The organism is Variovorax sp. 3319, assembly GCF_031456585.1.
Lineage (GTDB): Bacteria > Pseudomonadota > Gammaproteobacteria > Burkholderiales > Burkholderiaceae_C > Variovorax > Variovorax paradoxus_P.
Genome location: NZ_JAVDUZ010000009.1, coordinates 204,164 through 224,215, shown reverse-complemented (window position 1 = coordinate 224,215; position 20,052 = coordinate 204,164). Strand labels below are relative to the sequence as shown.

23 protein-coding genes are annotated in these 20,052 nt (G+C 65.4%); 9 read left to right on the top strand and 14 right to left on the bottom strand.

The window, feature by feature from the left end:
• Nucleotides 1-38: 38 nt before the first annotated feature.
• From J2X67_RS19230 to J2X67_RS19220, 3 genes are all read right to left on the bottom strand, one after another.
• The gene (locus J2X67_RS19230) at nucleotides 39-1,169 is read right to left on the bottom strand and encodes a Fic family protein (protein ID WP_309955396.1); all 1,131 of its coding nucleotides are present in this window, start codon (nucleotides 1,167-1,169) and stop codon (nucleotides 39-41) included.
• A 72-nt stretch (nucleotides 1,170-1,241) separates the two neighbouring features.
• On the bottom strand, nucleotides 1,242-2,444 hold the full coding sequence (locus J2X67_RS19225; protein WP_309955394.1) for an ammonium transporter: 1,203 nt from the start codon (nucleotides 2,442-2,444) through the stop codon (nucleotides 1,242-1,244).
• Nucleotides 2,445-2,573: 129 nt separating this feature from the next.
• Complete coding sequence (locus J2X67_RS19220) at nucleotides 2,574-3,497, bottom strand: LytTR family DNA-binding domain-containing protein (RefSeq protein WP_309955392.1); 924 nt, start codon at nucleotides 3,495-3,497, stop codon at nucleotides 2,574-2,576.
• A gap of 160 nt (nucleotides 3,498-3,657) precedes the next feature.
• Between J2X67_RS19220 and J2X67_RS19215 the strand changes: the two genes are divergently transcribed.
• Nucleotides 3,658-4,896 (top strand): acyltransferase family protein, encoded by a 1,239-nt coding sequence (locus J2X67_RS19215; RefSeq protein WP_309955390.1) that lies wholly within the window; start codon nucleotides 3,658-3,660, stop codon nucleotides 4,894-4,896.
• Here the strand turns inward: J2X67_RS19215 and J2X67_RS19210 are convergent.
• Entirely contained in the window at nucleotides 4,832-5,251 is a 420-nt protein-coding gene (locus J2X67_RS19210; protein ID WP_309955388.1) for a PaaI family thioesterase, read from the bottom strand. The two genes, J2X67_RS19215 and J2X67_RS19210, sit on opposite strands and share 65 nt — an antisense overlap.
• A 225-nt stretch (nucleotides 5,252-5,476) precedes the next feature.
• On the opposite strand from J2X67_RS19210, the gene J2X67_RS19205 reads away from it, so the two are divergent.
• Nucleotides 5,477-7,129, top strand: coding sequence for a DUF4139 domain-containing protein (locus J2X67_RS19205; RefSeq protein WP_309955386.1), 1,653 nt, complete (start codon nucleotides 5,477-5,479; stop codon nucleotides 7,127-7,129).
• A 12-nt stretch (nucleotides 7,130-7,141) separates the two neighbouring features.
• Here J2X67_RS19205 and ylqF read toward each other — a convergent pair whose 3' ends face one another.
• A complete protein-coding gene (gene ylqF, locus J2X67_RS19200; RefSeq protein ID WP_309955384.1) occupies nucleotides 7,142-8,113 on the bottom strand; it encodes a ribosome biogenesis GTPase YlqF in 972 nt (323 codons plus the stop codon).
• Between the two features lie 204 nt (nucleotides 8,114-8,317).
• Between ylqF and J2X67_RS19195 the strand changes: the two genes are divergently transcribed.
• From J2X67_RS19195 to J2X67_RS19185, 3 genes are all read left to right on the top strand, one after another.
• Nucleotides 8,318-8,917 (top strand): cell envelope protein SmpA, encoded by a 600-nt coding sequence (locus tag J2X67_RS19195; RefSeq protein WP_309955382.1) that lies wholly within the window; start codon nucleotides 8,318-8,320, stop codon nucleotides 8,915-8,917.
• Nucleotides 8,918-9,060: 143 nt separating this feature from the next.
• Nucleotides 9,061-9,489 (top strand): CBS domain-containing protein, encoded by a 429-nt coding sequence (locus J2X67_RS19190; protein WP_309955380.1) that lies wholly within the window; start codon nucleotides 9,061-9,063, stop codon nucleotides 9,487-9,489.
• Between the two features lie 97 nt (nucleotides 9,490-9,586).
• Complete coding sequence (locus J2X67_RS19185) at nucleotides 9,587-9,946, top strand: HPF/RaiA family ribosome-associated protein (protein WP_281146989.1); 360 nt, start codon at nucleotides 9,587-9,589, stop codon at nucleotides 9,944-9,946.
• 96 nt (nucleotides 9,947-10,042) lie between these two features.
• Here the strand turns inward: J2X67_RS19185 and J2X67_RS19180 are convergent, their stop codons facing one another.
• The 4 genes from J2X67_RS19180 to J2X67_RS19165 all read right to left on the bottom strand — a co-directional run bounded on the left by J2X67_RS19180 (nucleotide 10,043) and on the right by J2X67_RS19165 (nucleotide 14,061).
• On the bottom strand, nucleotides 10,043-10,966 hold the full coding sequence (locus J2X67_RS19180; protein WP_309955378.1) for an SDR family NAD(P)-dependent oxidoreductase: 924 nt from the start codon (nucleotides 10,964-10,966) through the stop codon (nucleotides 10,043-10,045).
• Between the two features lie 118 nt (nucleotides 10,967-11,084).
• Complete coding sequence (locus tag J2X67_RS19175) at nucleotides 11,085-11,465, bottom strand: response regulator transcription factor (RefSeq protein ID WP_309955376.1); 381 nt, start codon at nucleotides 11,463-11,465, stop codon at nucleotides 11,085-11,087.
• Nucleotides 11,466-11,653: 188 nt separating this feature from the next.
• Nucleotides 11,654-13,210, bottom strand: a complete 1,557-nt coding sequence (gshA, locus tag J2X67_RS19170; RefSeq protein WP_309955374.1) for a glutamate--cysteine ligase — start codon at nucleotides 13,208-13,210, stop codon at nucleotides 11,654-11,656.
• 185 nt (nucleotides 13,211-13,395) lie between these two features.
• Nucleotides 13,396-14,061 carry a dienelactone hydrolase family protein gene (locus J2X67_RS19165; protein ID WP_309955372.1) on the bottom strand — a complete coding sequence of 222 codons (666 nt, stop codon included), beginning with the start codon at nucleotides 14,059-14,061 and terminating at the stop codon, nucleotides 13,396-13,398.
• 109 nt (nucleotides 14,062-14,170) lie between these two features.
• On the opposite strand from J2X67_RS19165, the gene J2X67_RS19160 reads away from it, so the two are divergent.
• Both J2X67_RS19160 and J2X67_RS19155 read left to right on the top strand, forming a co-directional pair.
• Entirely contained in the window at nucleotides 14,171-14,641 is a 471-nt protein-coding gene (locus J2X67_RS19160; RefSeq protein ID WP_309955370.1) for a transcriptional repressor, read from the top strand.
• A gap of 67 nt (nucleotides 14,642-14,708) precedes the next feature.
• Nucleotides 14,709-15,365 carry a glutathione S-transferase gene (locus J2X67_RS19155; protein WP_309955368.1) on the top strand — a complete coding sequence of 219 codons (657 nt, stop codon included), beginning with the start codon at nucleotides 14,709-14,711 and terminating at the stop codon, nucleotides 15,363-15,365.
• Here J2X67_RS19155 and J2X67_RS19150 read toward each other — a convergent pair whose 3' ends face one another.
• Genes J2X67_RS19150 through J2X67_RS19140 form a run of 3 tightly spaced genes read right to left on the bottom strand, consistent with a single transcriptional unit; the run spans nucleotide 15,366 to nucleotide 16,976 of the window.
• On the bottom strand, nucleotides 15,366-16,163 hold the full coding sequence (locus J2X67_RS19150; RefSeq protein WP_309955367.1) for an enoyl-CoA hydratase/isomerase family protein: 798 nt from the start codon (nucleotides 16,161-16,163) through the stop codon (nucleotides 15,366-15,368).
• A gap of 59 nt (nucleotides 16,164-16,222) precedes the next feature.
• Nucleotides 16,223-16,651, bottom strand: coding sequence for a hypothetical protein (locus tag J2X67_RS19145; protein ID WP_309955365.1), 429 nt, complete (start codon nucleotides 16,649-16,651; stop codon nucleotides 16,223-16,225).
• Nucleotides 16,652-16,703: 52 nt separating this feature from the next.
• The gene (locus J2X67_RS19140) at nucleotides 16,704-16,976 is read right to left on the bottom strand and encodes a DUF2164 domain-containing protein (RefSeq protein ID WP_309955363.1); all 273 of its coding nucleotides are present in this window, start codon (nucleotides 16,974-16,976) and stop codon (nucleotides 16,704-16,706) included.
• Between the two features lie 104 nt (nucleotides 16,977-17,080).
• Between J2X67_RS19140 and J2X67_RS19135 the strand changes: the two genes are divergently transcribed.
• Entirely contained in the window at nucleotides 17,081-18,268 is a 1,188-nt protein-coding gene (locus tag J2X67_RS19135; RefSeq protein WP_309955361.1) for a YncE family protein, read from the top strand.
• A 29-nt stretch (nucleotides 18,269-18,297) separates the two neighbouring features.
• The gene (locus tag J2X67_RS19130) at nucleotides 18,298-18,510 is read left to right on the top strand and encodes a hypothetical protein (RefSeq protein ID WP_309955359.1); all 213 of its coding nucleotides are present in this window, start codon (nucleotides 18,298-18,300) and stop codon (nucleotides 18,508-18,510) included.
• Nucleotides 18,511-18,535: 25 nt separating this feature from the next.
• Here J2X67_RS19130 and J2X67_RS19125 read toward each other — a convergent pair whose 3' ends face one another.
• Together J2X67_RS19125 and J2X67_RS19120 are read right to left on the bottom strand one after the other, a co-directional pair.
• The gene (locus tag J2X67_RS19125) at nucleotides 18,536-19,444 is read right to left on the bottom strand and encodes a DUF808 domain-containing protein (protein ID WP_309955357.1); all 909 of its coding nucleotides are present in this window, start codon (nucleotides 19,442-19,444) and stop codon (nucleotides 18,536-18,538) included.
• Between the two features lie 86 nt (nucleotides 19,445-19,530).
• A complete protein-coding gene (locus J2X67_RS19120; RefSeq protein WP_309955355.1) occupies nucleotides 19,531-20,049 on the bottom strand; it encodes a GNAT family N-acetyltransferase in 519 nt (172 codons plus the stop codon).
• Nucleotides 20,050-20,052: the final 3 nt, after the last annotated feature.

Below are 20,052 nucleotides of genomic sequence, written 5' to 3'. Positions count from 1 at the left end.
GCTACAGGCCGCGCTTTTTTGCTCCTGTGCTAGCCCAGCTACATCGGGCGAACAAGTGCGTACCGGGTTGCTTTGCCCTGCCCTGTTCTTTCGAGCAAGCCCGATGCCACCATTTCGGTCAGCTCCCGATAGGCAGTGGCGCGCGACACACCTGCGATAGCCACATATTTCTCCGTGCTCATGCCACCAAGAAATCCGTCGGGCCCGGCGTCATAGAGCTTGTTCAACACCTTGCGCTGGCTCGGCGTGAGTTGCGGATGCGCAGCATCCAGAAGTGCCCAGAAGCCAGCCTTGGCGCCCGCGGCCTGTATCTGGGCCAGCGTTGAGAGGCACGCCTTTTCAACACAGCCGACAAACCAGCGCACCCACGGAGTGACATCCATGCTCTCTTGAGCACTGGCGGCCTGCAATTGGTTGTAGTAACCCGCGCGGTCGAGCCATAGCTGCTGAGACATGCTGAAGAGACGCTGGTTGCTGCGCAGATCCTGCGCCAGCGCCAAGTCGCTCAGAGCGCGGCCGATCCGGCCATTACCGTCTTCGAATGGGTGAATGGTTTCGAACCAAAGATGCGCGATGGCGCTGCGCACGATGCCGTCCATTTCTGCCCGCTCCCGGCCGTCCTCGAACCATTCGAGCAACGCCTTCATCTGAGCCGGCACATCGCGTGAAGGAGGCGCTTCATAGTGCACCGTGTCCGGCTTGCCGATGCGGGGAGTGACGATCTGCATGGGGTCTTCGTGGACACGGTAGCCACCCGTCACGATGCGTGTGATGCCGCTTCGTCCGTTTGGAAAAAGCGCCGCGTGCCAATCGAGAAGCCGCCCTTCTGAAAGTGGCTCATCCCAACGCGCAACGGCTGCTTCAACAATGTCGAGCGTGGCTTCCGTGCGCGCATCTCTTGGCACGCGGTCGGCCGGCGCAAGGCCAAGCCGCCGCGCCGCCGAGGCACGCACCGAATTGACTTGAAGTATTTCGCCTTCGATCTGGGCGGTAGAAATGGCTTCTTGCGTCCATTCGCCGAGTTGGAGCTCGCTCAGGTCGACGAGTTGAAGGTTGCCCGCCACGCCCAGCATGCGCCCCTGGGCCAGGCGCGCGGCCGACAGCGCAGGCTGCAGGGCTCGCGCATCGACGTTGAAGTGCGGCCATTTTTGGGCTTGCCAGATCCACATGAATCGCATTCTAGGCAAATACGCTTCATATTTGAAGCGTATTCAACGAAAATGCGCTTCAGCCCGCTCCGCTTACCAATTCACCTCACGCTCCGGCGTAGCCGAAATGTGGTGGATCGACAGGTCGGCGCCGTCGTATTCCTCTTCCTGCGTGAGCCGCAGCCCCATTGCAGCCTTGAGCGTTCCATAAACCGCCGCCCCCGCAAGCGCAGCCCACGCTACACCCATCGCGGTGCCGATGAGCTGCGCCCACACGTTCACCCCGCCAATACCGCCCAGCGCCTGCGTGCCGAAGATGCCGGCCGCAATGCCGCCCCAGGTGCCGCACAGGCCGTGCAGCGGCCACACGCCGAGCACGTCGTCGATCTTCCACTTGTTCTGCGTGAGCGTGAACATCGAAACGAAGATGGCGCCGGCCACGCCGCCCACCACCAGCGCGCCCAGCGGGTGCATCAGGTCGGAACCCGCGCACACGGCCACCAGCCCGGCGAGCGGGCCGTTGTACACAAAGCCGGGGTCGTTCTTGCCCATGGCCAGCGCCACCAGCGTGCCGCCCACCATGGCCATGAGCGAGTTGACGGCGACAAGGCCGGAGATCTTGTCGATGGTCTGGGCGCTCATCACGTTGAAGCCGAACCAGCCCGCGCACAGGATCCACGCGCCCAGCGCCAGAAACGGAATGTTCGACGGCGGATGCGCGCTCAGCGAGCCGTCGCCGCGGTAGCGGTTGCGGCGCGCACCCAGCAGCAGCACGGCAGGCAGCGCCAGCCAGCCGCCTACCGCGTGCACCACCACCGACCCGGCAAAGTCGTGAAACTCATGTCCGGTGACCGAGGCGATCCAGCCCTGGATGCCGAAGGCCTTGTTCCATGCAATGCCCTCGTACAGCGGATAGACAAAGCCGACGATGGCAGCGGTGGCAATGAGCTGGGGCCAGAACTTGGCGCGCTCGGCAATGCCGCCCGAAATGATGGCCGGAATGGCCGCTGCAAAGGTCAGCAAAAAGAAGAACTTCACCAGCTCGTAGCCGCTCTTGGCCGCAAGCTCGGTTGCACCCACGAAGAAGTGGGTGCCATAGGCCACGCCATAGCCCACAAGAAAGTACACGATGGTCGAGACCGAAAAGTCGACCAGGATCTTGACCAGCGCATTGACCTGGTTCTTCTTGCGCACGGTGCCCAGTTCGAGAAAGGCAAAACCGGCATGCATGGCAAATACCATGATGGCGCCGAGAAGGATGAACAGCGCGTCTGCGCCCTGTTTGAGTGCGTCCATTGGAGCTTCTTGCAGTTTTTGGTTTGAATTGGTGCATTGCACCCGAATCGCCCGGGGCAGCGCCGCAAGGAAGCAAAAATGGTGCCTAAAGGCTCTTTGATGGTGCGCAATGGGCTGCGATGAGCCGTCTCAGTGCAAAGACCGCACCGGAACAGGACGCGCAGAAGACCCGGCGCGCAGTGCATCGCGGTAGCGGCGGCTGCACGGCACGGTGCTGCCATCGTGCATGTGCAGCCGGGCATCGCCGCCGTCCAGCGGCTCTATCTCCTTGATTCGCCCCAGGTTGACCGCATGGCTGCGGTGCACGCGCACAAAGCTGGCCGGATCAAGCTGGGTCAAGAACTCGGTGAGCGTGGCGCGCAGCAGGTAGTCGTGGCCGTTGACGTGCAGGCCGACGTAGTTGCCTTCGGCTTGCAGCCACTCGATGTCGCTGGCGGCAATCAGGAATTCGCGCCGCAGCTTGCGCACCAGAAAGCGCTCGGGCCGGGCGGGCGGTTCTGTTCGAAGGGCATCGGCTTCGGCGGGCGCCGACGCCTCGGGCGCGTCGAGCACACGCGCCTCGCCCTGCAGCCGCAGCATGAAGACGCCGTAGACCCAGATGCCGAACACCATCGACAGGTAGGCGCGCACGTCCTTCAGGTATTCGTAGCCCCACCGCCCCGTCCAGCCTGCGAAGTCGTAGCGCTCGCCCATTGCCGAATAGACCATGGCGCGCAGCGCGAACATCGCGGCCACGTGCACCAGGCTGAAGACAACGCTGGCGGCCAGGTGCCACGCCACAAAGCGCAGCAAATGGGTGCGCACCAGCGGCGACAGCCGGCGCTGCACGGCAACCACGGCCGGCACCAGCGCCAGCAGCACAAGGTGGCTGGACACTTCCCAAGTCACGATTTCCCAGGGTGCGCGAGGCACTGCGCGGTCGCGCGCATCGACCAGTGCCACCGTGGTGTTGAACACCGCCTGCAGTGCCATGAAGACGAGCCAGAAGCCCACTTCCACCCAGCGGCGGATGGGCTCATAGCGCTCGTACAGGTTCTTTCGGGAATCTCCCATGCCCGGGATTCTCGCGATCCGCACGCCACAAGGGGCGCTTTTCGTCCCTGGCGGCCACCGCTCGTCACAAAGAGGAGGCGATCCGTCCCTTATGCAACCCGCAAGCGGCGCCCGGACAAGACCATCGCGGCTTCTCTCCTGCATTGTTCGAGGAATTCCGATGGCTCCATCCTCCGCCCCGCCCGATCGACGGCACGACATCGATGCGCTGCGCGCCTTGGCCTTTTTGCTGGTCATCCTGTATCACGTGGCGATGTACTACGTGGCGGACTGGCCCTGGCACCTGAAGAGCCCGCACGCGGCCGAATGGCTGCAGTGGCCGATGCGCGTGCTCAACCTCTGGCGCATGGACCTGGTGTTTCTCATCTCGGGCGTGTCGCTGGGTTTCCTGAGCCGCAGCCAAGGCACCTGGCGTTTGCTGCGCAGCCGCGGCGCCCGGCTGGTGCTGCCGCTGGTGTTCGGCATGGCGGTGGTCGTGCCTTACCAGGCCTATGCCGAGGGCGTGGCCAACGGGCTTGTGGCGCCGGGCTTCGGCGCATTCCTGCTGCGCTATCTGTCGATGAGCGCCCCATGGCCGAAGCAGGCTTTCGCCGGCGCGGAATTCGGCATTACCTGGAACCACCTCTGGTATCTGCCGTACCTGTTTTCCTACACGGCGCTCATCGCGCTCACGCTGCCGCTTTGGCGCTCGCGTGCGGGCCAGTGGATGCGCCGCGGCTTCAACGGGCTGCGCGGCTGGAAGCTGCTGTTTCTGCCGGCGATTCCATTGCTGGTGTGGACGATGCTGCTGGCCCGCCACTTTCCGCCGACGCACAACCTGGTTCGCGACTTTTACCTGCACAGCGTCTTCTTCACGGTGTTTCTGTACGGCTACTGGATGGGCGCGGACACCGGGGTGTGGCGCGAGCTGGCGCGTATGCGGCGCGTATCGCTCGCGCTGGCTGCAGCGGCAATCGGCGCTTTCATCATGCTGCGCATCGGCATGAAGGGGCCGCCCTCGGGCGTGGTGATGGACACGCTGCGCATGCTGTACCTGTGGCTGGCGGTTGCCACCATCCTCGGGCACGGGCACCGCCACCTGAACAGGCCCTGGCCTTGGCTGAGTTGGGCCAACGAGTCTGTGTACCCGTGGTACGTGCTGCACCAGACACTGATCATCGCGGGCGTTGCGCTGCTGGCACCTCTTGCGCTGGGGCCTGTGCTGGAACCGATGCTGCTGGTTGCGCTGACCATCGCCGGCTGCTGGGTGCTCACCGACGGGGTGATTCGCCGCCTGGGCTGGGTGCGGCCGCTGTTCGGGTTGAAGCCACGGGGCACCCGCAGAAAGGCAAAAATCACTTTGCCGGCGCAGCCTCTTCCACCGGAACAAGAATGGCGCTCCCCGTCGCCACGAGCTTGAGGCTGTCGCCTTCGCCTTGCGCGTAGAGATCGGCGGTGGCAAACACCTGCTTGCGCCCGGCCTTGACCACTTTGCCGCGCGCAATGAAGGCCCGGCCCAGCGCGGGCGAGAGGCAGTTCACCGAAAAGTGCGAAGCCAGCACCCTGCCCGCCACCGTGGCGGCTGCAAAGCCGCAAGCCGTGTCGAGCATGGCGCCGATGAGCCCCGCGTGCAAGAACCCGGCGTACTGGCCCATGTCTTCCTCGCGCCATTCCATGCGCAACTCGGCTTCGCCGCCAGCGGCGCGGGTTACTTCGAAGCCGGCCCAGCGATTGAAGGCTGCGGTCTTGTTGATGGCCTGGATGGTGTCGAGCATGGCGGTCTTTCAGAAAAGAAAGGGGTGAAGCGTCGAAGGCGGAGAAATCGCAAAAAAAGGCGGAAGTGGCCACTCTAAGAAGCGGTTCCGCGCCGCACCGTCGCCCCGGCGACCCGAAGCGCTGGAGCAGTTGCCTTGGCGACAGCAACTTTTTTTGACCGGCCTTAACCCCGGTCTGCGAGCCCCGCCGTATGAGTCGAGGAACGATCCACTACCGAGGCTCCGATGAAAGCAAACTCTTTTTCCTCCCTCTTCTTGCGTGCCGACTTGCGCGCCACCGTTGTAGCTGCGGCCTGCCTGGTGCTTGGCACCGGCGCATTTGCGCAGGGCGTGGCACCTGCCGGCGGTGCGGACGCGTCGCGCATCACGCAAGTCAAGGTCTACCCCGGCAGCGCCACGGTGGAGCGGGTGGCGCGAGTCGCTGCCGGTAGCCGGTCGGTCACCTTCGCCTGCCTGCCGGCCGGGCTCGACGTGCAGAGCCTGCAGGTGTCGGCCGGTGCTTCGGTGCGCCTGGGCGAGACCTCGGTGCTCAGCGAGGCGCGCGAACTCTCGGCGCGCTGCGCGACCAGTGCGCTCGACGGCCGCATTCGCGACCTGGAGGACCAGAAGGCTGCGCTGCAGGCCGAGAGCGATGCGCTGGGCCTTGTCACCGGCTATCTCAAGGGCCTTTCGGGCAGCGGCGAACCGGCGCAAGGCGCCCGTGCCCCCATGGATGCGCGCAACCTTGCCGCAATGACCGAGGCCATGCGCCGCAGCGGGCAAGAGTCGCTGCTGAAGCAGCACCAGATCCAGCGCAAGCAGACCGACATCGACCGGCAGCTCAACCCGTTGCTTGCCGAACGCAAGCGCTCGCAGGGCGATGGCGGGCAAGTGGTGGCTGTCACCGTTACGCTGGCTGCCAGTGCCGATACGGACGTGAAGCTCAGCTACCAGGTCAACGGCCCGGGCTGGACGCCCACCTACCGCGCGCTGCTCGACACCACCACCCGCAAGGTGCGCATCGAGCGGCAAGCTCTGGTGGCCCAGGCCACGGGCGAAGACTGGCGCGGCGTGAAGCTGGTGCTTTCCACCGGCCAGCCGCGCCGCGAAACCACCGGCCGCACGCCAGGCGCGTGGCGCATCGGCATCGAGCCGCCGCAGCGTGCGCCCGCAAGCCCGGCCGTTGCCATGATGGCAGCGCCGGCACCCGCCGCATCGCTCGACCGCAAGCGCGCCATGGCCGAAGCTGCGGAGCCGCTTTTCGACGTGGCCGTGTTCGACAACAGCTTTGCCACCGAATTCGCGGTACCCCAGAGCATCGACGTGCCCTCCAATGGCCAACGCGTAACGCTGGCGCTGGGCCAGCACGAAGACACGGCAAAGCTTGCCGCGCGCACCAGCCCGCGCGTGGACCCGAGTGCCTTCCTGGTCGCAGAACTCCCGCAACCCGCAGGTGTGTGGCCGGCCGGCCCGCTGCAGCTTTATCGCGATGGCAACTTTGTGGGCAGCGGCCGCTGGAACGCGCCCAGCGACGCGAAGCTCACGCTCTCCTTCGGCCGCGATGAACTGGTGCGGGTGCAAGCCGAGCCCGAGCAAGACAGCCAGGGCACGGGTGGCTTTGTCGGTTCGCGCGCCGAGCGCAAGGTGCAGCGCGCCTATGTGGTCGAAAACCGCCACCGCACGCCCATTGCGGTGCAGGTGCTCGAGGCGGCGCCGGTTTCCGTCGACGAGCAGGTGCGCGTGGCGGCGCAGTTCTCGCCGCAGCCGGGCGAGCTGGCCTGGAACAAGCAGCCCGGCCTCGCGATGTGGAGCTTCGACCTGGAGGCCGGCAAGACCGCTCGCGTGGCGGCCGACTACACCATCAGCTACCCGAAGGACGCGCGCCTGCAGATGCGCTGATCGCGACCCTGCTCAGCGCGGCTCGGGCGCCTGGCCTTCCGGAGGCTCGGCGCCCGGCTTGCGCTTTTTGCCGCGTGCCGCTTTCTTGGCCGCACGTTCCGCATCGATGCGCTGGCCCTCGGCCAGCCATTGCAAGAATTCTTCGGGCGTCTCGAGCGTGATGCGCCCCAGGTTGCCGGCCCGGAACTCGTGCATGACGATCTCGGCGGCCTTTTGCAGGTTGACGCGGCCCTTGCCCAGCAACGCGCCGCGCTTGCGGCCGATGGCGTCGAGCACCTCTTCGTCCTTCATGGCGGCAATGGCGGCGGCGTCGTGCTCGGCCAGCTTGAAGCGCGCGGTAATGCCCTCGGCATAGTTCGCCTTCAGGTAATTGAGCAGTTCCAGCGCCACTTCTTCCTCGTCGAACGCATTGCGCCCCACGGCGCCGCTGGCGGCCAGGTTGTAGCCGCTCTTGGGCACCACGATGCGCGGCCACAGCATGCCGGGCGTGTCCCACAGGTAGAAATCGTCCGCCAGTGTGATGCGCTGCTCCAGCTTGGTAATGCCGGCCTCGTCGCCGGTCTTGGCCTTGCGGCTGCCGGTCAGCGTGTTGATGAGGGTCGACTTGCCCACGTTGGGAATGCCGCAGATCAGCACGCGCATTGGCTTGGCCATGCCGCCGCGGTTGGGCGAAAGCTCGTGGCACGCACGCACGATGGCCTGCGCGGGCGTGGTCTGGCTTGCATCGAGCGCAATGGCGCGCGTGTCCGCGAGCGCGTTGTAGTGCGCAAGCCAGAGGGCGGTGCGCGCGGGGTCGGCCAGGTCTTGCTTGTTGAGCACCTTCAGCGAAGGCCGGCCGGCGGTGAGCTCGGCCAGCATCGGGTTGGCGCTGGAGCCCGGCAGCCGCGCGTCGAGCAACTCGATGACCACGTCGATGTCCTTCACCCGCTCGGTGATGGCCTTCTGGGTCGTGTACATGTGCCCGGGGAACCACTGGATCGCCATCGATGGATGCTCTTTCTTTCGCTCTGACTGGAAGGGGCGGCCTGGGGCCGGGTGCGCATTGTGGCCGGGAATGTGCGCCAGATCACGGCGCTACGCTTTCGATAGCTGCGTGTGCCCATTTTGCCTGCGCCGCGCCGCATCGCGCCCCTAGAATCCGCGCGCTGCACTTGCAGCCGCTTTCAAATAATCATTCGAGGGAAATCCATGTTCAAGCGCCTTGCCGCTGCCGCACTGCTGGCAGCCACCGTCGGTTCCGCAACCGTCGCCCATGCCCAGCGTCCCTCACCGCCGCAAGGCCCGCTGCTCAGCGGCTACCTGTGCTGCAACATGCGCACCTACGGCAACTCGATCAGCGACATCAACTACGACGAGCAAGGCACGAGCATCGTGGCCGTGGGCACGCCCGCCCGCATCACGGCCTACGACTTCCGCTGGTTCAACCTCGACCTGGCGGGCAAGCCCCAGCGCATCAAGAACGACTACAGCCGCAACATCACGCTGATCGACTTTGCCAAGCGCTATGTGGTGACCGAAGACCCGAAGCAGAAGATGGCCGGTTTTCCGCCCGCCATCCGCGATGCCATTCTTGCCGTGAAGGTCATGCCCGGCATGACGCGCGAGCAGGTGTTGATGGCCGTCGGCTATCCGGTGGCCGGCGAAAACCCCAGCCTCGATGCGCCCACTTGGCGCTACTGGCGCGACAGCTGGTCGGAGTACCAGGTCAACTTCGACGAGAAGGGGCTGGTCAAGTCTGTGTTGGGCGACCCGGTGGCGCTCAGCCGCGTGCTGGCACCAACACCTTAGTTCGCGTTGGAGCGCGCGTCGGCGAGACACGTGCAATCCACTAGATGTTTTGCATCGCGGGGGGCTGTTCCGCCCCTATCATTTGACTGAACGCGGCGCAACGGCGCGTCGGTCGAATTGAAACTTTTGATGGAGTTACCGCGATGAAACCCGTCTCCGAACTGCTCAAGCGCCACGACTCCGCGGCTTGGCGCACCTCGCCGGACACCACCGTGTTCGACGCGCTGGCAACGCTGGCGCATTTTGAAGTGGGCGCGCTCATGGTGATGGACGGCGAAAAGCTGGTGGGCTTTCTCTCCGAACGCGACTACACCCGCAAGGTGGCGCTGCAGGGCAAGAACTCGAAGGAGATGAAGGTCTCCGAGATCATGACCCCCGACGTGATGACCGTTACCCCGCAAACCCGCACGCGCGCCTGCATGGCGCTCATGAGCCAGCGCAAGTTTCGCCACCTGCCGGTGGTCGATGGCGAGAAGGTGGTGGGAATGATCTCCATCCAAGACCTGATGGACGACATCATTGCCGACCACGAAGTGACCATCGCGCAGCTTACGACCTATATCCAGAGTTGATCCCATGCCTGCCCCAAGGTGGGGAACACGCCTACGCGCACCAGGGCCGTTTAGGGCGCACAGTAGGGGTTCGTTCATCCATCAGCAGGAACATGGCATGCAGATTCAGGTCAACACGAGCAACGGTGTCAACAACAAGGACGCGCTGGAGCGCTGGGCCGATACGGAGATCAAGCAGCAGCTGAACCGTTTTGTCGAAGATGTGACGCGCGTCGAAGTGCATCTGAGCGACGAGAACCACGACAAGGCCGGTGCCGGCAACAAGTGCTGCGTGATGGAAGCACGCCTTGCGCACCACCAGCCGCTGGCCGTAACGCAATATGCCAACACCCTGGACGAGGCCTTCAGGGGTGCGGCCGAAAAGCTCAAGCGCCTGCTCGACAACACGCTGGGCCGCCTGAACAACCACCGCGACCGCGACTCGATCCGCAAGGACGCGGGCTTTATCGCGGAATAGCCCCGCTGGCGCGGCTGCTACATTTGCACGCAGGTGCGCACGCAGGTGCATTGGCGCCGGGCGTATCCAGCCCAAGCGCCATCAGCGCGTCACGCGTCAGCCCTTGCTCGCGTTGGCCAGGGCCTTGCCCACTTCGTTGGTGCCCTGTGCCGAACCGCTCTGGGGCACGACTTCGCCCTCGCGCGAGGTCACCTCGGCGAGCCGCGCCGCAAGTTGCTCTGGCGTGTCTGCGCCAATGCCCAGCCAGGTGCCCTGCGTAAGGGTGATGTGTGCGGCCTCGAAGGTGCCTGCGCCCGCGCAAAGAATGGTGCGGTTGGGTGCGTCGGTGGAGGCCAGCACCAGCATGGCGGGCACCACCGCCTCGGGCTTGAGCGCATCGAGCACTTCCTGCGGCATGAGGCCCTCGGTCATCCGCGTGGCCGCCGTGGGCGCCAGGCAATTGACGCGGATGTCGTTCTTCGCGCCTTCGATGCTCAGCGTTTGCATGAGCCCCACCAGCGCAAGCTTGGCCGCGCCGTAGTTGCTCTGGCCGAAGTTGCCGTAGAGCCCCGAAGACGAAGTGGTCATCACGATGCGGCCGTATTTCTGCTCGTTCATGAGCGCCCAGACGGCCTTGGTGCAGTTCACCGCGCCCATCAGGTGCACATCGACCACCAGCTTGAAATCGGCAAGGTCCATCTTGGCAAAGCTCTTGTCGCGCAGGATGCCGGCGTTGTTGACCAGTATGTCGACGCGGCCCCAGGCATCGACCGCCTGCTGCACCATGGCTTGCACCGCTTGGAAATCGGTCACCGAGGCGCCGTTGGCCATGGCTTCGCCGCCGGCGGCCTTGATCTCGTCGACCACGGCCTGCGCCGCGCTTGCCGAGCCGCCCGAACCGTCGGCCGCGCCGCCCAGGTCGTTGACCACCACCTTGGCCCCGCGTGCCGCCAATGCCAGCGCATGCTGCCGGCCAAGCCCGCCGCCTGCGCCGGTGACGATGGCCACGCGGCCCTTGAAGTCGATGGTGCCTTGAGTCATCTCTTGCTCTCTTTGCCTTGTTTGGGTGGGGAATAGGTGTGTGCCAATGGACCGCAGCAGCGGCCGCGTGGCGTTTTACCCCAGAAAAGCACGCCGGCGCGAACGCCCGCGCATGAGCTCAGTCACGCGCGTGACGCAGCTTTTCGCAGTAGGCCACCAACTGGTCGAGTTCGGCCGACTTGTCGAAGAAGGCATCGGCGCCCAGTTGCGCGGAGCGCTGGCGCATGTCGGCCGTGGCGTAGTTGCTCAGCACCACCACTTTCTGGTTGGCCGCACGGTCGCGGCACGCCCGGACCACGCCGAGGCCGTTGCCGCGCTTCAGGAAAAGATCGACGATGGTCAGGTCCCAGTCGTCGCGATGCTCGTGCAGCCAGTGCACCGCCTCTTCCTCGGTGCTGGCGCAGGCCACCACGTCCGCATCTGCCACGTCGTGCAGGAAGCCGACGAGGTTTTCACGGATGAGGACGCTGTCCTCGACAAGATAGGCCTTGAAAGTCATGCCGGAACCCCCGGCCGAGCCAGCGGCCGGAATGCGAATCTGTAGCTTTCGGGGTGCATGCGACCTATGGTCTCCGCGGCAGCCGCGCCAGCGGTGAGTCATGCAGGCCAATGCCTGTAGGCAATAGGCGCCCGCAACTGTCGTCAGGCGGGCTGCGCCGTGGTGAGACGCGTAGGACAGCGGCCGGCTCAGGCCGCAACGGCCATCCGCCCGCGGCCAAGCCCCAGGCGTGCCGGCGATACGTATTGCTCGCGATAGATCTCGAAGGGCATGGTGTCGGCGGCCTCGATGCGCTTTTGCTCCTGGATCGATTCCTCCGTCATGCGCTCGAACCCGGCCTGCTGCTCGGGCGGGAACGGCAGGGCCAGAAGCGCCGTGCGGGTCTCTTCGGACTGCGCGCGAATGAAGCCGATGAACGAGTTGCCGTGGCGTTGTTCGACGGCGGCCAGAACGCGCGCCGAAGGCAGGCTGTCGGGGTTCTGCAGGGCCGCAAGCGCCGCTTGCACGGCGTCGGCATGCTGCGTGCCGCCGTAGGCCGCATCGAGCGCCGCCGCGATGGGCACGCATTGCTCCACCAGCTCTACGCCCCAATCGGCCAGTGCCACCTCGCGCCCGCCGCGCAGCAGCTGCAGCCCCGGCTCACGTCCGCGCGCGGCGGTGAGGTGCTGGTTGTGCGCCAGTTCGGCAATTTCCTGCGGGGTATCGGCCGGGCTGTCGCTCAGCAGGCACTGCAGCAGGAACACGTCGATGAAGCGCATGGTCTGCGCATTGATGCCCACGGGCTCGAAGGGGTCCAGGTCCATCAGCCGCACCTCGACGTATTCGACGCCCCGCTCGCGCAGCGCGTGCAGGGGCCGCTCGCCGGGGTTGATGACGCGCTTGGGGCGGATGGTGCCGTAGAACTCGTTCTCGATCTGCAGCAGGCTGGTGGCAAGCTGGTTGTAGTCGCCGCCCAGGTTGCGAATGCCGATGGCCTCGTACGCCGGCCAGGGCCGGGTGAGCGCGTCTTGCAGCGAGGCGCCGTAGCCTTCGAGGCTGTTGTAGCTCACGGCCAGCGAGGCCTGCGCATCGCTCTGGTAGCCAAGGCGCCCCATGCGCAGCGAAGTGCCGTGCGGCATGAACATGCTGCCGTCGCCTAGCGGCTGCAACTCGTGCGGGCGCCCCGCGACAAAGCTCGAGCACAGCGCCGGCGAAGCGCCGAACAGGTACAGCAGCAAGAATGCGTGGCGCCGAAAATTCCGGATGAGCGCGAAATACTGTTCGCTGGACACATCGGGCAGCGACCAGTTGTAGTGAATGCCCGAAATGGTCTGCATGCGCCGCCCGTAGCGGTGGCTGAGGCCCATGCGGTAGACGCTCTTTGCACGCCCCACGTTGGACGAGCCGTAGCGCCCGATGGGAATGGTCTCGTCGGTCGGCAGGCCGCAGGGCATGCTGGACACCCACAGGCGCTCGTCGCCGAGCGAATCGAGCACCCGGTAGGTGAACTGGTGCACACGCGTCAGCTCGTCGAGCGCCGACTCCACATTGGCATGCACGCCCGTGATGAGTTCGAGCTGCGATTCGCTGAAGTCGGTGGTGATGTGCGGGTGTGTGAGCGCCGATCCAAGCGCAAGCGGATGGGGCGTGAGCGCGAGCTTGCCGTCCGGCAGGGCGCGCAGGCTTTCCTTCTCGATGCCGCGACGCATGCCCTTCAACCTCGCGGTTGAGAGCGCACCCAACCTCTCCTGCAATCTGCTGCTCATATTCTTATACCCGTCGATCTTCTGAGGGGCTGGAAGGTAGCACGCCCGCGCAGGCACTGCTCGTGCAGGGAATCCCTCCTTCCGCTATGCTGGCCGCCGCTATTGTTTTGGTAGCAATATTCATGGTGCGTGCGCTCGCAGATTGGGCGGATGGGTAGGCTGAAATCGGGCGCGCGCTCGCTCCGCTAGGCCGCCAGCACGCGCAGGAGAAACCGGTTCAGGTCGGCAATTTCGTCCATGCAGACCGAATGCGCCATCGTGTATTCATGCCACTCGACGGTATAGCCCAGCGCGGTGAGCGCGTCGCGCGACTGCAGCGCCCGCTCGAGCGGCACCACCGGGTCTTGCCGGCCGTGCGCCAGGAAAACAGGCGTCTCGTGATTGGCCGCATGGCGTTCCGCAGCGGTAGTGGCCGCAATAGGCAGGTAGCCCGACAAACCGACGATGCCCGCAAGCTGCTCCGTATGGCGCAAGCCCGTCATCAGCGCCATGGCGCAGCCTTGCGAGAAACCGGCCACCACGATGCGCCCGGCCTTGATGCCGCGGGCCTTCTCGTTGGCAATGAGCGCTTCGATGACGGCCTGCGAGCGGCGAAGGCCCGCTTCGTCTTCGCGTGCGACCAGGTCGGCCGCCGCAATGTCGTACCAGGCGGGCATCTGGTAGCCGCCGTTGATGGTCACCGGAATGACGGGCGCATTCGGGAACACGAAACGCACGGGCCCCACGCTTGAAAGGTCGAGTTCGTTGGCAATCGGCACGAAGTCGTTTCCGTCGGCGCCAAGGCCGTGCATCACGATCACCGTGGCGGTGGGATGGGGAGCTGTTTCGATTTCGATCGGGGAACGGGACATGGTCGGTAGAAGGTATGCAGAAACGCCAAAAACCAGACCTTAGCGCATTCGAGCCGCCTGGGGCGCGGACTCACCGAATGCAACACAATGGCGGTTCCACGCAAAAGCCATGAGCCCACACCCGACGAAGCCCTCCCCCGCCACCGCGGCATCTGGCAGCGAAGCCCTGCTGCGAAGCACCGGCCTGCGCGTGACGCGCGCTGCGCAAACGGTGCTGGAGTTGCTGGAACACGCCCCCCAACCCCTGACGCACGACGACGTGGTGGCCGCCTACACCACCGCCACCGGGGCACCGCCCGACCGCGTCACCATCTACCGCGTGCTCGACCGGCTGGTTGAAGCGGGCCTGTGCGACCGCCGCGTGGGCGCGGACCGCATCAACCGCTTTTCGCGCCACGTGGAAGCCGCTTCGGGCAACATCTTCGAATGCAACCAGTGCCACAAGGTGCTGGCGCTTCCCTCCGACCCGGAGCTGCCCAAGGTGATGAGCCGCCTAGGCCGTGAACTGCGCAAACAAGGCATCGACACGCGCCACACGGCGCTTACGCTGCACGGCACCTGCGGAGATTGCAGGGGCTGAACAATCCGGGGCGGCTGCGCGCATTGCCCCGCTCGGCACGGCAGCACGGCATAGACTCCCGGGTTCGATGCAGCACACGAGCCTTCCCCTCCTCTACAGCTTTCGCCGTTGCCCTTATGCAATGCGCGCGCGCCTTGCGCTGGCCTCAAGCGGCGAGCGTTGCGAACTGCGCGAAGTGGTCCTGAAGAACAAGCCTGCCGAAATGCTGGCCGCATCGCCCAAGGGCACGGTGCCCGTGCTGGTGCTGCCCGAAGGTGCGGTGCTGGAGCAAAGCCTAGACATCATGCTGTGGGCCCTGCGCCGGAGCGACCCCGAGCGCTGGCTCGAGCCAGATGCCGGCACGCTGGACGACATGCTCGCGCTGGTGGCGATGTGCGACAACAGCTTCAAGCCCCAGCTCGACCGCTACAAGTACCCGGCCAGGTTCGACGGTTCAGCCGCCGGCGCGCGTGAATCGGGTGCGCAGTTCCTGTTGCAACTGGAGGCAAGGCTCGTCGGTTCCGGCCAGCTTTTCGGCGCGCGGGCCAGCCTGGCGGACGCCGCCGTCATGCCCTTCGTGCGGCAGTTTTCAATGGTCGATTCCGCATGGTTCGACAGCCAGCCCTGGCCGCGATTGCTCGCGTGGCTCGCGAGTTGGACCGGGTCCGTGCTGTTCGAGCGCGCGATGCAAAAGTACGCGCCGTGGGCACCGGGCGCGGCCGGCGTTGCATACCCGCCCGCCTGATCAGCCGAAGTTCGGCGCCCGCCGTTCACGCAGCGATGCCACGCCTTCGCGCACATCGGCACCGGCAAAGCCCATGAACTCGAGGGCCAGCGATGCGTCGAACGTAGGGCCGGCCTGGCGCAGCCAGTTGTTGAGCGCGTATTTGGTGAGGCGAATCGCGCTCTGGCTGCCCGCGGCAAGACGGTCGGCCAGTTCATAGGCGCGCGGCAGCAGATCGGCCTCTTCCACTGCAAGCGACACCAGGCCGATGCGCTCGGCCTCTTCGCCGCTCACCGGCTCGCACAGCAGCAGGTGGTACTTGGCCTTGGCCATGCCGCACAAGAGCGGCCACACGATGGCCGCATGATCGCCCGCCGCCACGCCAAGGCGCGTGTGGCCGTCGACGATCTTCGCGCCTTTGCTGGCAATGGAAATATCGGCAAGCAGCCCCGCCACCAGCCCCGCGCCCACGGCCGGGCCGTGCATGGCGCTCACGATGGGCTTGTCGCAGTTGATGATGTTGTAGACAAGGTCGCGCGCTTCTTTCCAGACACGCTGGCGCACCGCGTCGTCGGTGGTCATGTCCTGCACCATTGCCAGATCGCCGCCGCCCGAAAAGCCCAGCCCTTCGCCCCGCAGCACCGCACAGCGCACCGTGTCGTCAGCCGCAACATCGCGCCAGATCTCCGCGAGCTCGCGGTGGCCATCGTGCCCCGCCGTCGGCAGCTTGCCGTTGAGCGCGCGCATCTGGATGTCGAGCACCGCGCCGTTGGTGCCACGGCGCGTGATCGAAAGGGTCTGGTAGCCGGTGTAGTCCATGCGTGTCTCCACCCCGCATTGCCTGCGAGGATTTCTTTTTTCGTCCCGGGACGGGACGGTTATTTTCGTGCCGCGACCTCGCGGCAGCGCTGCACGTTGGCTTCGAAGCGCGGTGCCAGTCCGGGCTCGCATACATCGCCCGACGGGTTGAGCTTGCACATGCCGACGACCACGTAGTCCATCACGGCGTCGGTGCACATCGGGTACTTGGCCAGGTCTGGATTGGCTTGCGCCTTGAAGCCCCAGCGTTCAGAGAATTGCACCGTGCGTGCCATGGCCCCCTGAAAAAAGCTGCGGTCGCGCGCGGCAATGGCGGCTTCCATGCGGGGCAGCTCCTCGTTCAGGTAGCCGACGGAATCCAGGGGGAAAGCCGACGGATCCAGCTGGGCGCTTGCAATGGAAGCGGCCAGCACGAACGGGGCGGCAAGAAAGATGCGCAGGCGCGGCAAAGAAGGCGCAAGACGAAGGAGCGTGCGGTGTTGGTGCATGGCCTGGGATTTTGCAACGTTTGGAAGCATCTTTGCAGGGCAGTAGAAGTGCCTACTTGCCTTTTTTCTGCCGGTCGAATTTGCGCCAGTACTGGAACTCGTCTTCGTGCACCTCCAGGTCGACCTCGGAAATGCGCGATTGCAGCCGCTCCTGCACATCGGCCACGGCCTTGTTGTAGACGAGCGGGCCCACCTCTTCAAGGAAGAAGCCAAGCAGCGCACCGGCGGCGATATTGCCGATCTTCTCTTCCATGTTCTCGTTGAAGTAGCGCTCTATCGACGTAATGGCCTGCTGGCGCGCTTCCTTGGAAATCTCGATGGTCATGCGGATGCTCTGGGGGGTTGGGTCATTCGATTGTGCCGCTACCATGCGCTGCGGCAGGCGCACGCAGGCCGCAGCACAAAGACCTACAACACGGAGACCGCTTCATGAAACTTCACCCCGCCTCGCTGGCCGCCCTGGCCCTGGCTGCGCTTGCCGGCTGCACCAGCCTCACACCCACCGTGCCGCAGCGCCAGCTCATGCTGGTTGCCAACGACGAAAAGCAGTCGTGGAGCGACGCCGGCGCCGTCATCCTCGGGCCGATGGGGCGCGACACGGTGCAGGTGCTCGACATCGGCACCGATCCGCTCGCGCCGAAACTCGTGGGTACGCTGCAACTGGACAACACCATTGCCGGCCCACCGGTCAATCTTGCAATCACGCCCGGCGAAACGCTGGCACTGGTCGCCAACTCGCTGAACGTCGTGGAAGAAAACGGCGTGCGCAAACAGGTGCCCGACAACCGCCTTTTCGTGATCGACCTGACCACCACGCCGCCCAAGCTGATCGATACGCTCACCGTGGGCAAGCAGCCTTCGGGCCTGTCGATCAACCGCGCGGGCAACCTTGCGCTGGTGGCCAACCGTGCGGACAACTCGGTGAGCGTGCTGCGCATCGCGGGCAAGCAGGTGACGCTCGTAGACACCGTGGCCATGAACGATTCGGTTGCGCATGTGCGCTTTACGCCGGACGGCAAGCGCGCGCTGGCGGCCAAGTTTCCAACCCACAAGATCGCGTTGCTCGAAGTGAACGGCGAGAAGGTCAGCTACAACAAGGTCGACCTTGCGGCCGGCCTCTGGCCCTACAACGTCGACGTAACGCCCGACGGCAAGCTTGCGCTCACGGCCGACAACGGCAACTCGGGCGCATCCGACGGGCAGGTGGACACCGTGAGCGTGATCGACCTGGAAGCCGCGCCGCCGCGCGTGGTCGACAAGGTGGTGGTAGGCGACGGCCCCGAAGGTCTGGCCGTGAGCCCGACCGGCCGGCACGCGGTGGCCGTGCTCCTGCGCGGCAGCAACTCGGCAAAGAACGCCTACTTCTACAACCGCAACGGCTCGGTGGTGCTGCTGAAGATAGACGGCAAGAAGGTAACGCGCGCGAACGAGGTGGTGGTGCGCGGCCTGCCCGAAGGTGCTGTGTGGAGTGCCGACGGAAAGTACCTCTACGTGGGCAACTTCATCGACCAGGACATCACGATCCTGCGCCTGGACGGCGACACGCTGGTGCCCACGGGCAAGTCATTTCCTTTGCAGGGGCACCCGGCCGCAATGCGCGGGACAATGTCGCACTGACAACGCAAGCGAGCTGACCGAAAAAAACCATGGCCCAACCCAAACGACAACTCCGCACAGTCGAACGCGGCATTCTCTGCCTGGCCATTGGTGCCGCTGTTCTGCTGGGCCCGCGCTTCCTGCAGGGAACGCGCTGGTTCGACATGGTGGCGGGCGCCTACCTGGTCGGCTGGTTCGCGCTGGCGTTGGGCGCGGCGCTGGTTGCGGTGGGGGTGTTCCAGCGCGGCAAACCGCGCGAATAACCGAAACGCGGCTCGAAGGCGCGAATCAGTCCTTCTTGCCGCGGAGCTTGCCGAAAAGCTCCACGCACGCCAGCACGATGGCACCGGCCACAATGCCCACGCCGGCATTCACCCCCATCGAGCCCAGCGCGCCGAATACGCCGCCCGTGGCCTTGGCCCAGTCTTCGACCGCGTGGCCGAACGCCGGCACGCCGTGCACCAGGATGCCGCCGCCCACCAGAAACATGGCGGCGGTGCCCGCAACCGACAGTCCCTTCATGAGCCAGGGCGCGGCAGCAAGAATGCCGCGGCCGAGCGCTTGCGCCGCCTTGCTGGCCTGCTGGCTCAGGTAAAGCCCCGCGTCGTCGAGCTTCACGATGCCGGCCACCAGGCCGTAGACGCCGACGGTCATGACAAGCGCAATGCCCGCAAGCACGGTGAGCTGCGTGACGAAGGGCTGGCCCTGAACGGTGCCCAGCGTAATGGCGATGATCTCGGCCGACAGAATGAAGTCGGTGCGCACCGCGCCCTTGATCTTGTCCTTTTCGGCCGCAACCACGTCGACGGCCGCATCGGCCACTGCCCGCTCGTGGCGTGCGATATCGGCCTCGTGTTCTTTCTTGTGCAGGAACTTGTGGGCCAGCTTCTCGAAGCCCTCGAAGCACAGGAAAGCGCCGCCGACCATCAGCAGCGGAGTTACCAGCCAGGGCAGCCAGGTGCCGATGGCCAGTGCCGCGGGCACCAGAATGAGCTTGTTGACGAACGAGCCCTTGCACACCGCCCAGACCACCGGCAGTTCGCGGTCGGCCTTGACGCCCGATACCTGCTGCGCATTGAGCGCGAGGTCGTCGCCCAGAACGCCGGCAGTTTTCTTGGCGGCTACCTTGGTGAGGACCGAGACATCGTCCAGAACGGTTGCGATGTCGTCGAGCAGCAGAAGCAGGCTGGTGGCCATGGCAAAGGTCGGTGTGAAAAAAAAGAATCGGCGAGCTTAGCCGCAACCGCAGCCTGCGCTGGCAATACCCGTACGCGGCAGGCGCGTCAGGCCACGTTGCGCTTGAGGCGAATTTCTTCGACGCGCACGGTGCCCAGTGCGGTGGTCTTGGCGGTCTTCATTTCGCGCTTGAAACCGGCCAGTTCAAAAAAGCGCATGGCGCGGTCGTTGCGAATGGGCACCCACGCGGTCACGGTGGTGCAGCCTTCTTCTTCGAGGCCCTCGCGCGCGGCGTCCCACAGCGCAACGCCGATGCCCTTGCCCCAGTGCTCGGGTCTGACGTACAGCGCCCAGATTTCGCCCGCCGTGGACGGGGTCTTGGGATCGCGCGAGCGGTCGAAGCCGACGAAGCCGACGATTTCGCTGCCAAGCACTGCCACCTGCACCTGCGGTTCGCTGAACTCGATGGCTTCGCGCCATTTGGCCTCGCGGGTGGCCGGGGCCAGCGTGCGCAGCTCTTCCTCGGGCAGGATGCCCTGGTAGGCAGCCTGGGCGGCCAGGGTGTGGACTTCGGCGACGGCCTTGGCGTCGCGCATCGTGGCGGGGCGAACTTCGTAATCGGACATGGA

Bases quoted from the DNA above. Each gene is read 5' to 3' on its own strand.
- J2X67_RS19165 (WP_309955372.1), bottom strand. From the start codon at position 14,061: ATGTCCCGTTCCCCGATCGAAATCGAAACAGCTCCCCATCCCACCGCC.
- J2X67_RS19195 (WP_309955382.1), top strand. From the start codon at position 8,318: ATGTTCAAGCGCCTTGCCGCTGCCGCACTGCTGGCAGCCACCGTCGGT.
- J2X67_RS19190 (WP_309955380.1), top strand. From the start codon at position 9,061: ATGAAACCCGTCTCCGAACTGCTCAAGCGCCACGACTCCGCGGCTTGG.
- J2X67_RS19205 (WP_309955386.1), top strand. From the start codon at position 5,477: ATGAAAGCAAACTCTTTTTCCTCCCTCTTCTTGCGTGCCGACTTGCGC.
- J2X67_RS19155 (WP_309955368.1), top strand. From the start codon at position 14,709: ATGCAGCACACGAGCCTTCCCCTCCTCTACAGCTTTCGCCGTTGCCCT.
- ylqF (WP_309955384.1), bottom strand. From the start codon at position 8,113: ATGGCGATCCAGTGGTTCCCCGGGCACATGTACACGACCCAGAAGGCC.
- J2X67_RS19180 (WP_309955378.1), bottom strand. From the start codon at position 10,966: ATGACTCAAGGCACCATCGACTTCAAGGGCCGCGTGGCCATCGTCACC.
- J2X67_RS19130 (WP_309955359.1), top strand. From the start codon at position 18,298: ATGGCCCAACCCAAACGACAACTCCGCACAGTCGAACGCGGCATTCTC.
- J2X67_RS19230 (WP_309955396.1), bottom strand. From the start codon at position 1,169: ATGTGGATCTGGCAAGCCCAAAAATGGCCGCACTTCAACGTCGATGCG.
- J2X67_RS19210 (WP_309955388.1), bottom strand. From the start codon at position 5,251: ATGCTCGACACCATCCAGGCCATCAACAAGACCGCAGCCTTCAATCGC.
- gshA (WP_309955374.1), bottom strand. From the start codon at position 13,210: ATGAGCAGCAGATTGCAGGAGAGGTTGGGTGCGCTCTCAACCGCGAGG.
- J2X67_RS19185 (WP_281146989.1), top strand. From the start codon at position 9,587: ATGCAGATTCAGGTCAACACGAGCAACGGTGTCAACAACAAGGACGCG.
- J2X67_RS19145 (WP_309955365.1), bottom strand. From the start codon at position 16,651: ATGCACCAACACCGCACGCTCCTTCGTCTTGCGCCTTCTTTGCCGCGC.
- J2X67_RS19140 (WP_309955363.1), bottom strand. From the start codon at position 16,976: ATGACCATCGAGATTTCCAAGGAAGCGCGCCAGCAGGCCATTACGTCG.
- J2X67_RS19225 (WP_309955394.1), bottom strand. From the start codon at position 2,444: ATGGACGCACTCAAACAGGGCGCAGACGCGCTGTTCATCCTTCTCGGC.
- J2X67_RS19135 (WP_309955361.1), top strand. From the start codon at position 17,081: ATGAAACTTCACCCCGCCTCGCTGGCCGCCCTGGCCCTGGCTGCGCTT.
- J2X67_RS19120 (WP_309955355.1), bottom strand. From the start codon at position 20,049: ATGTCCGATTACGAAGTTCGCCCCGCCACGATGCGCGACGCCAAGGCC.
- J2X67_RS19150 (WP_309955367.1), bottom strand. From the start codon at position 16,163: ATGGACTACACCGGCTACCAGACCCTTTCGATCACGCGCCGTGGCACC.
- J2X67_RS19220 (WP_309955392.1), bottom strand. From the start codon at position 3,497: ATGGGAGATTCCCGAAAGAACCTGTACGAGCGCTATGAGCCCATCCGC.
- J2X67_RS19160 (WP_309955370.1), top strand. From the start codon at position 14,171: ATGAGCCCACACCCGACGAAGCCCTCCCCCGCCACCGCGGCATCTGGC.
- J2X67_RS19215 (WP_309955390.1), top strand. From the start codon at position 3,658: ATGGCTCCATCCTCCGCCCCGCCCGATCGACGGCACGACATCGATGCG.
- J2X67_RS19125 (WP_309955357.1), bottom strand. From the start codon at position 19,444: ATGGCCACCAGCCTGCTTCTGCTGCTCGACGACATCGCAACCGTTCTG.
- J2X67_RS19175 (WP_309955376.1), bottom strand. From the start codon at position 11,465: ATGACTTTCAAGGCCTATCTTGTCGAGGACAGCGTCCTCATCCGTGAA.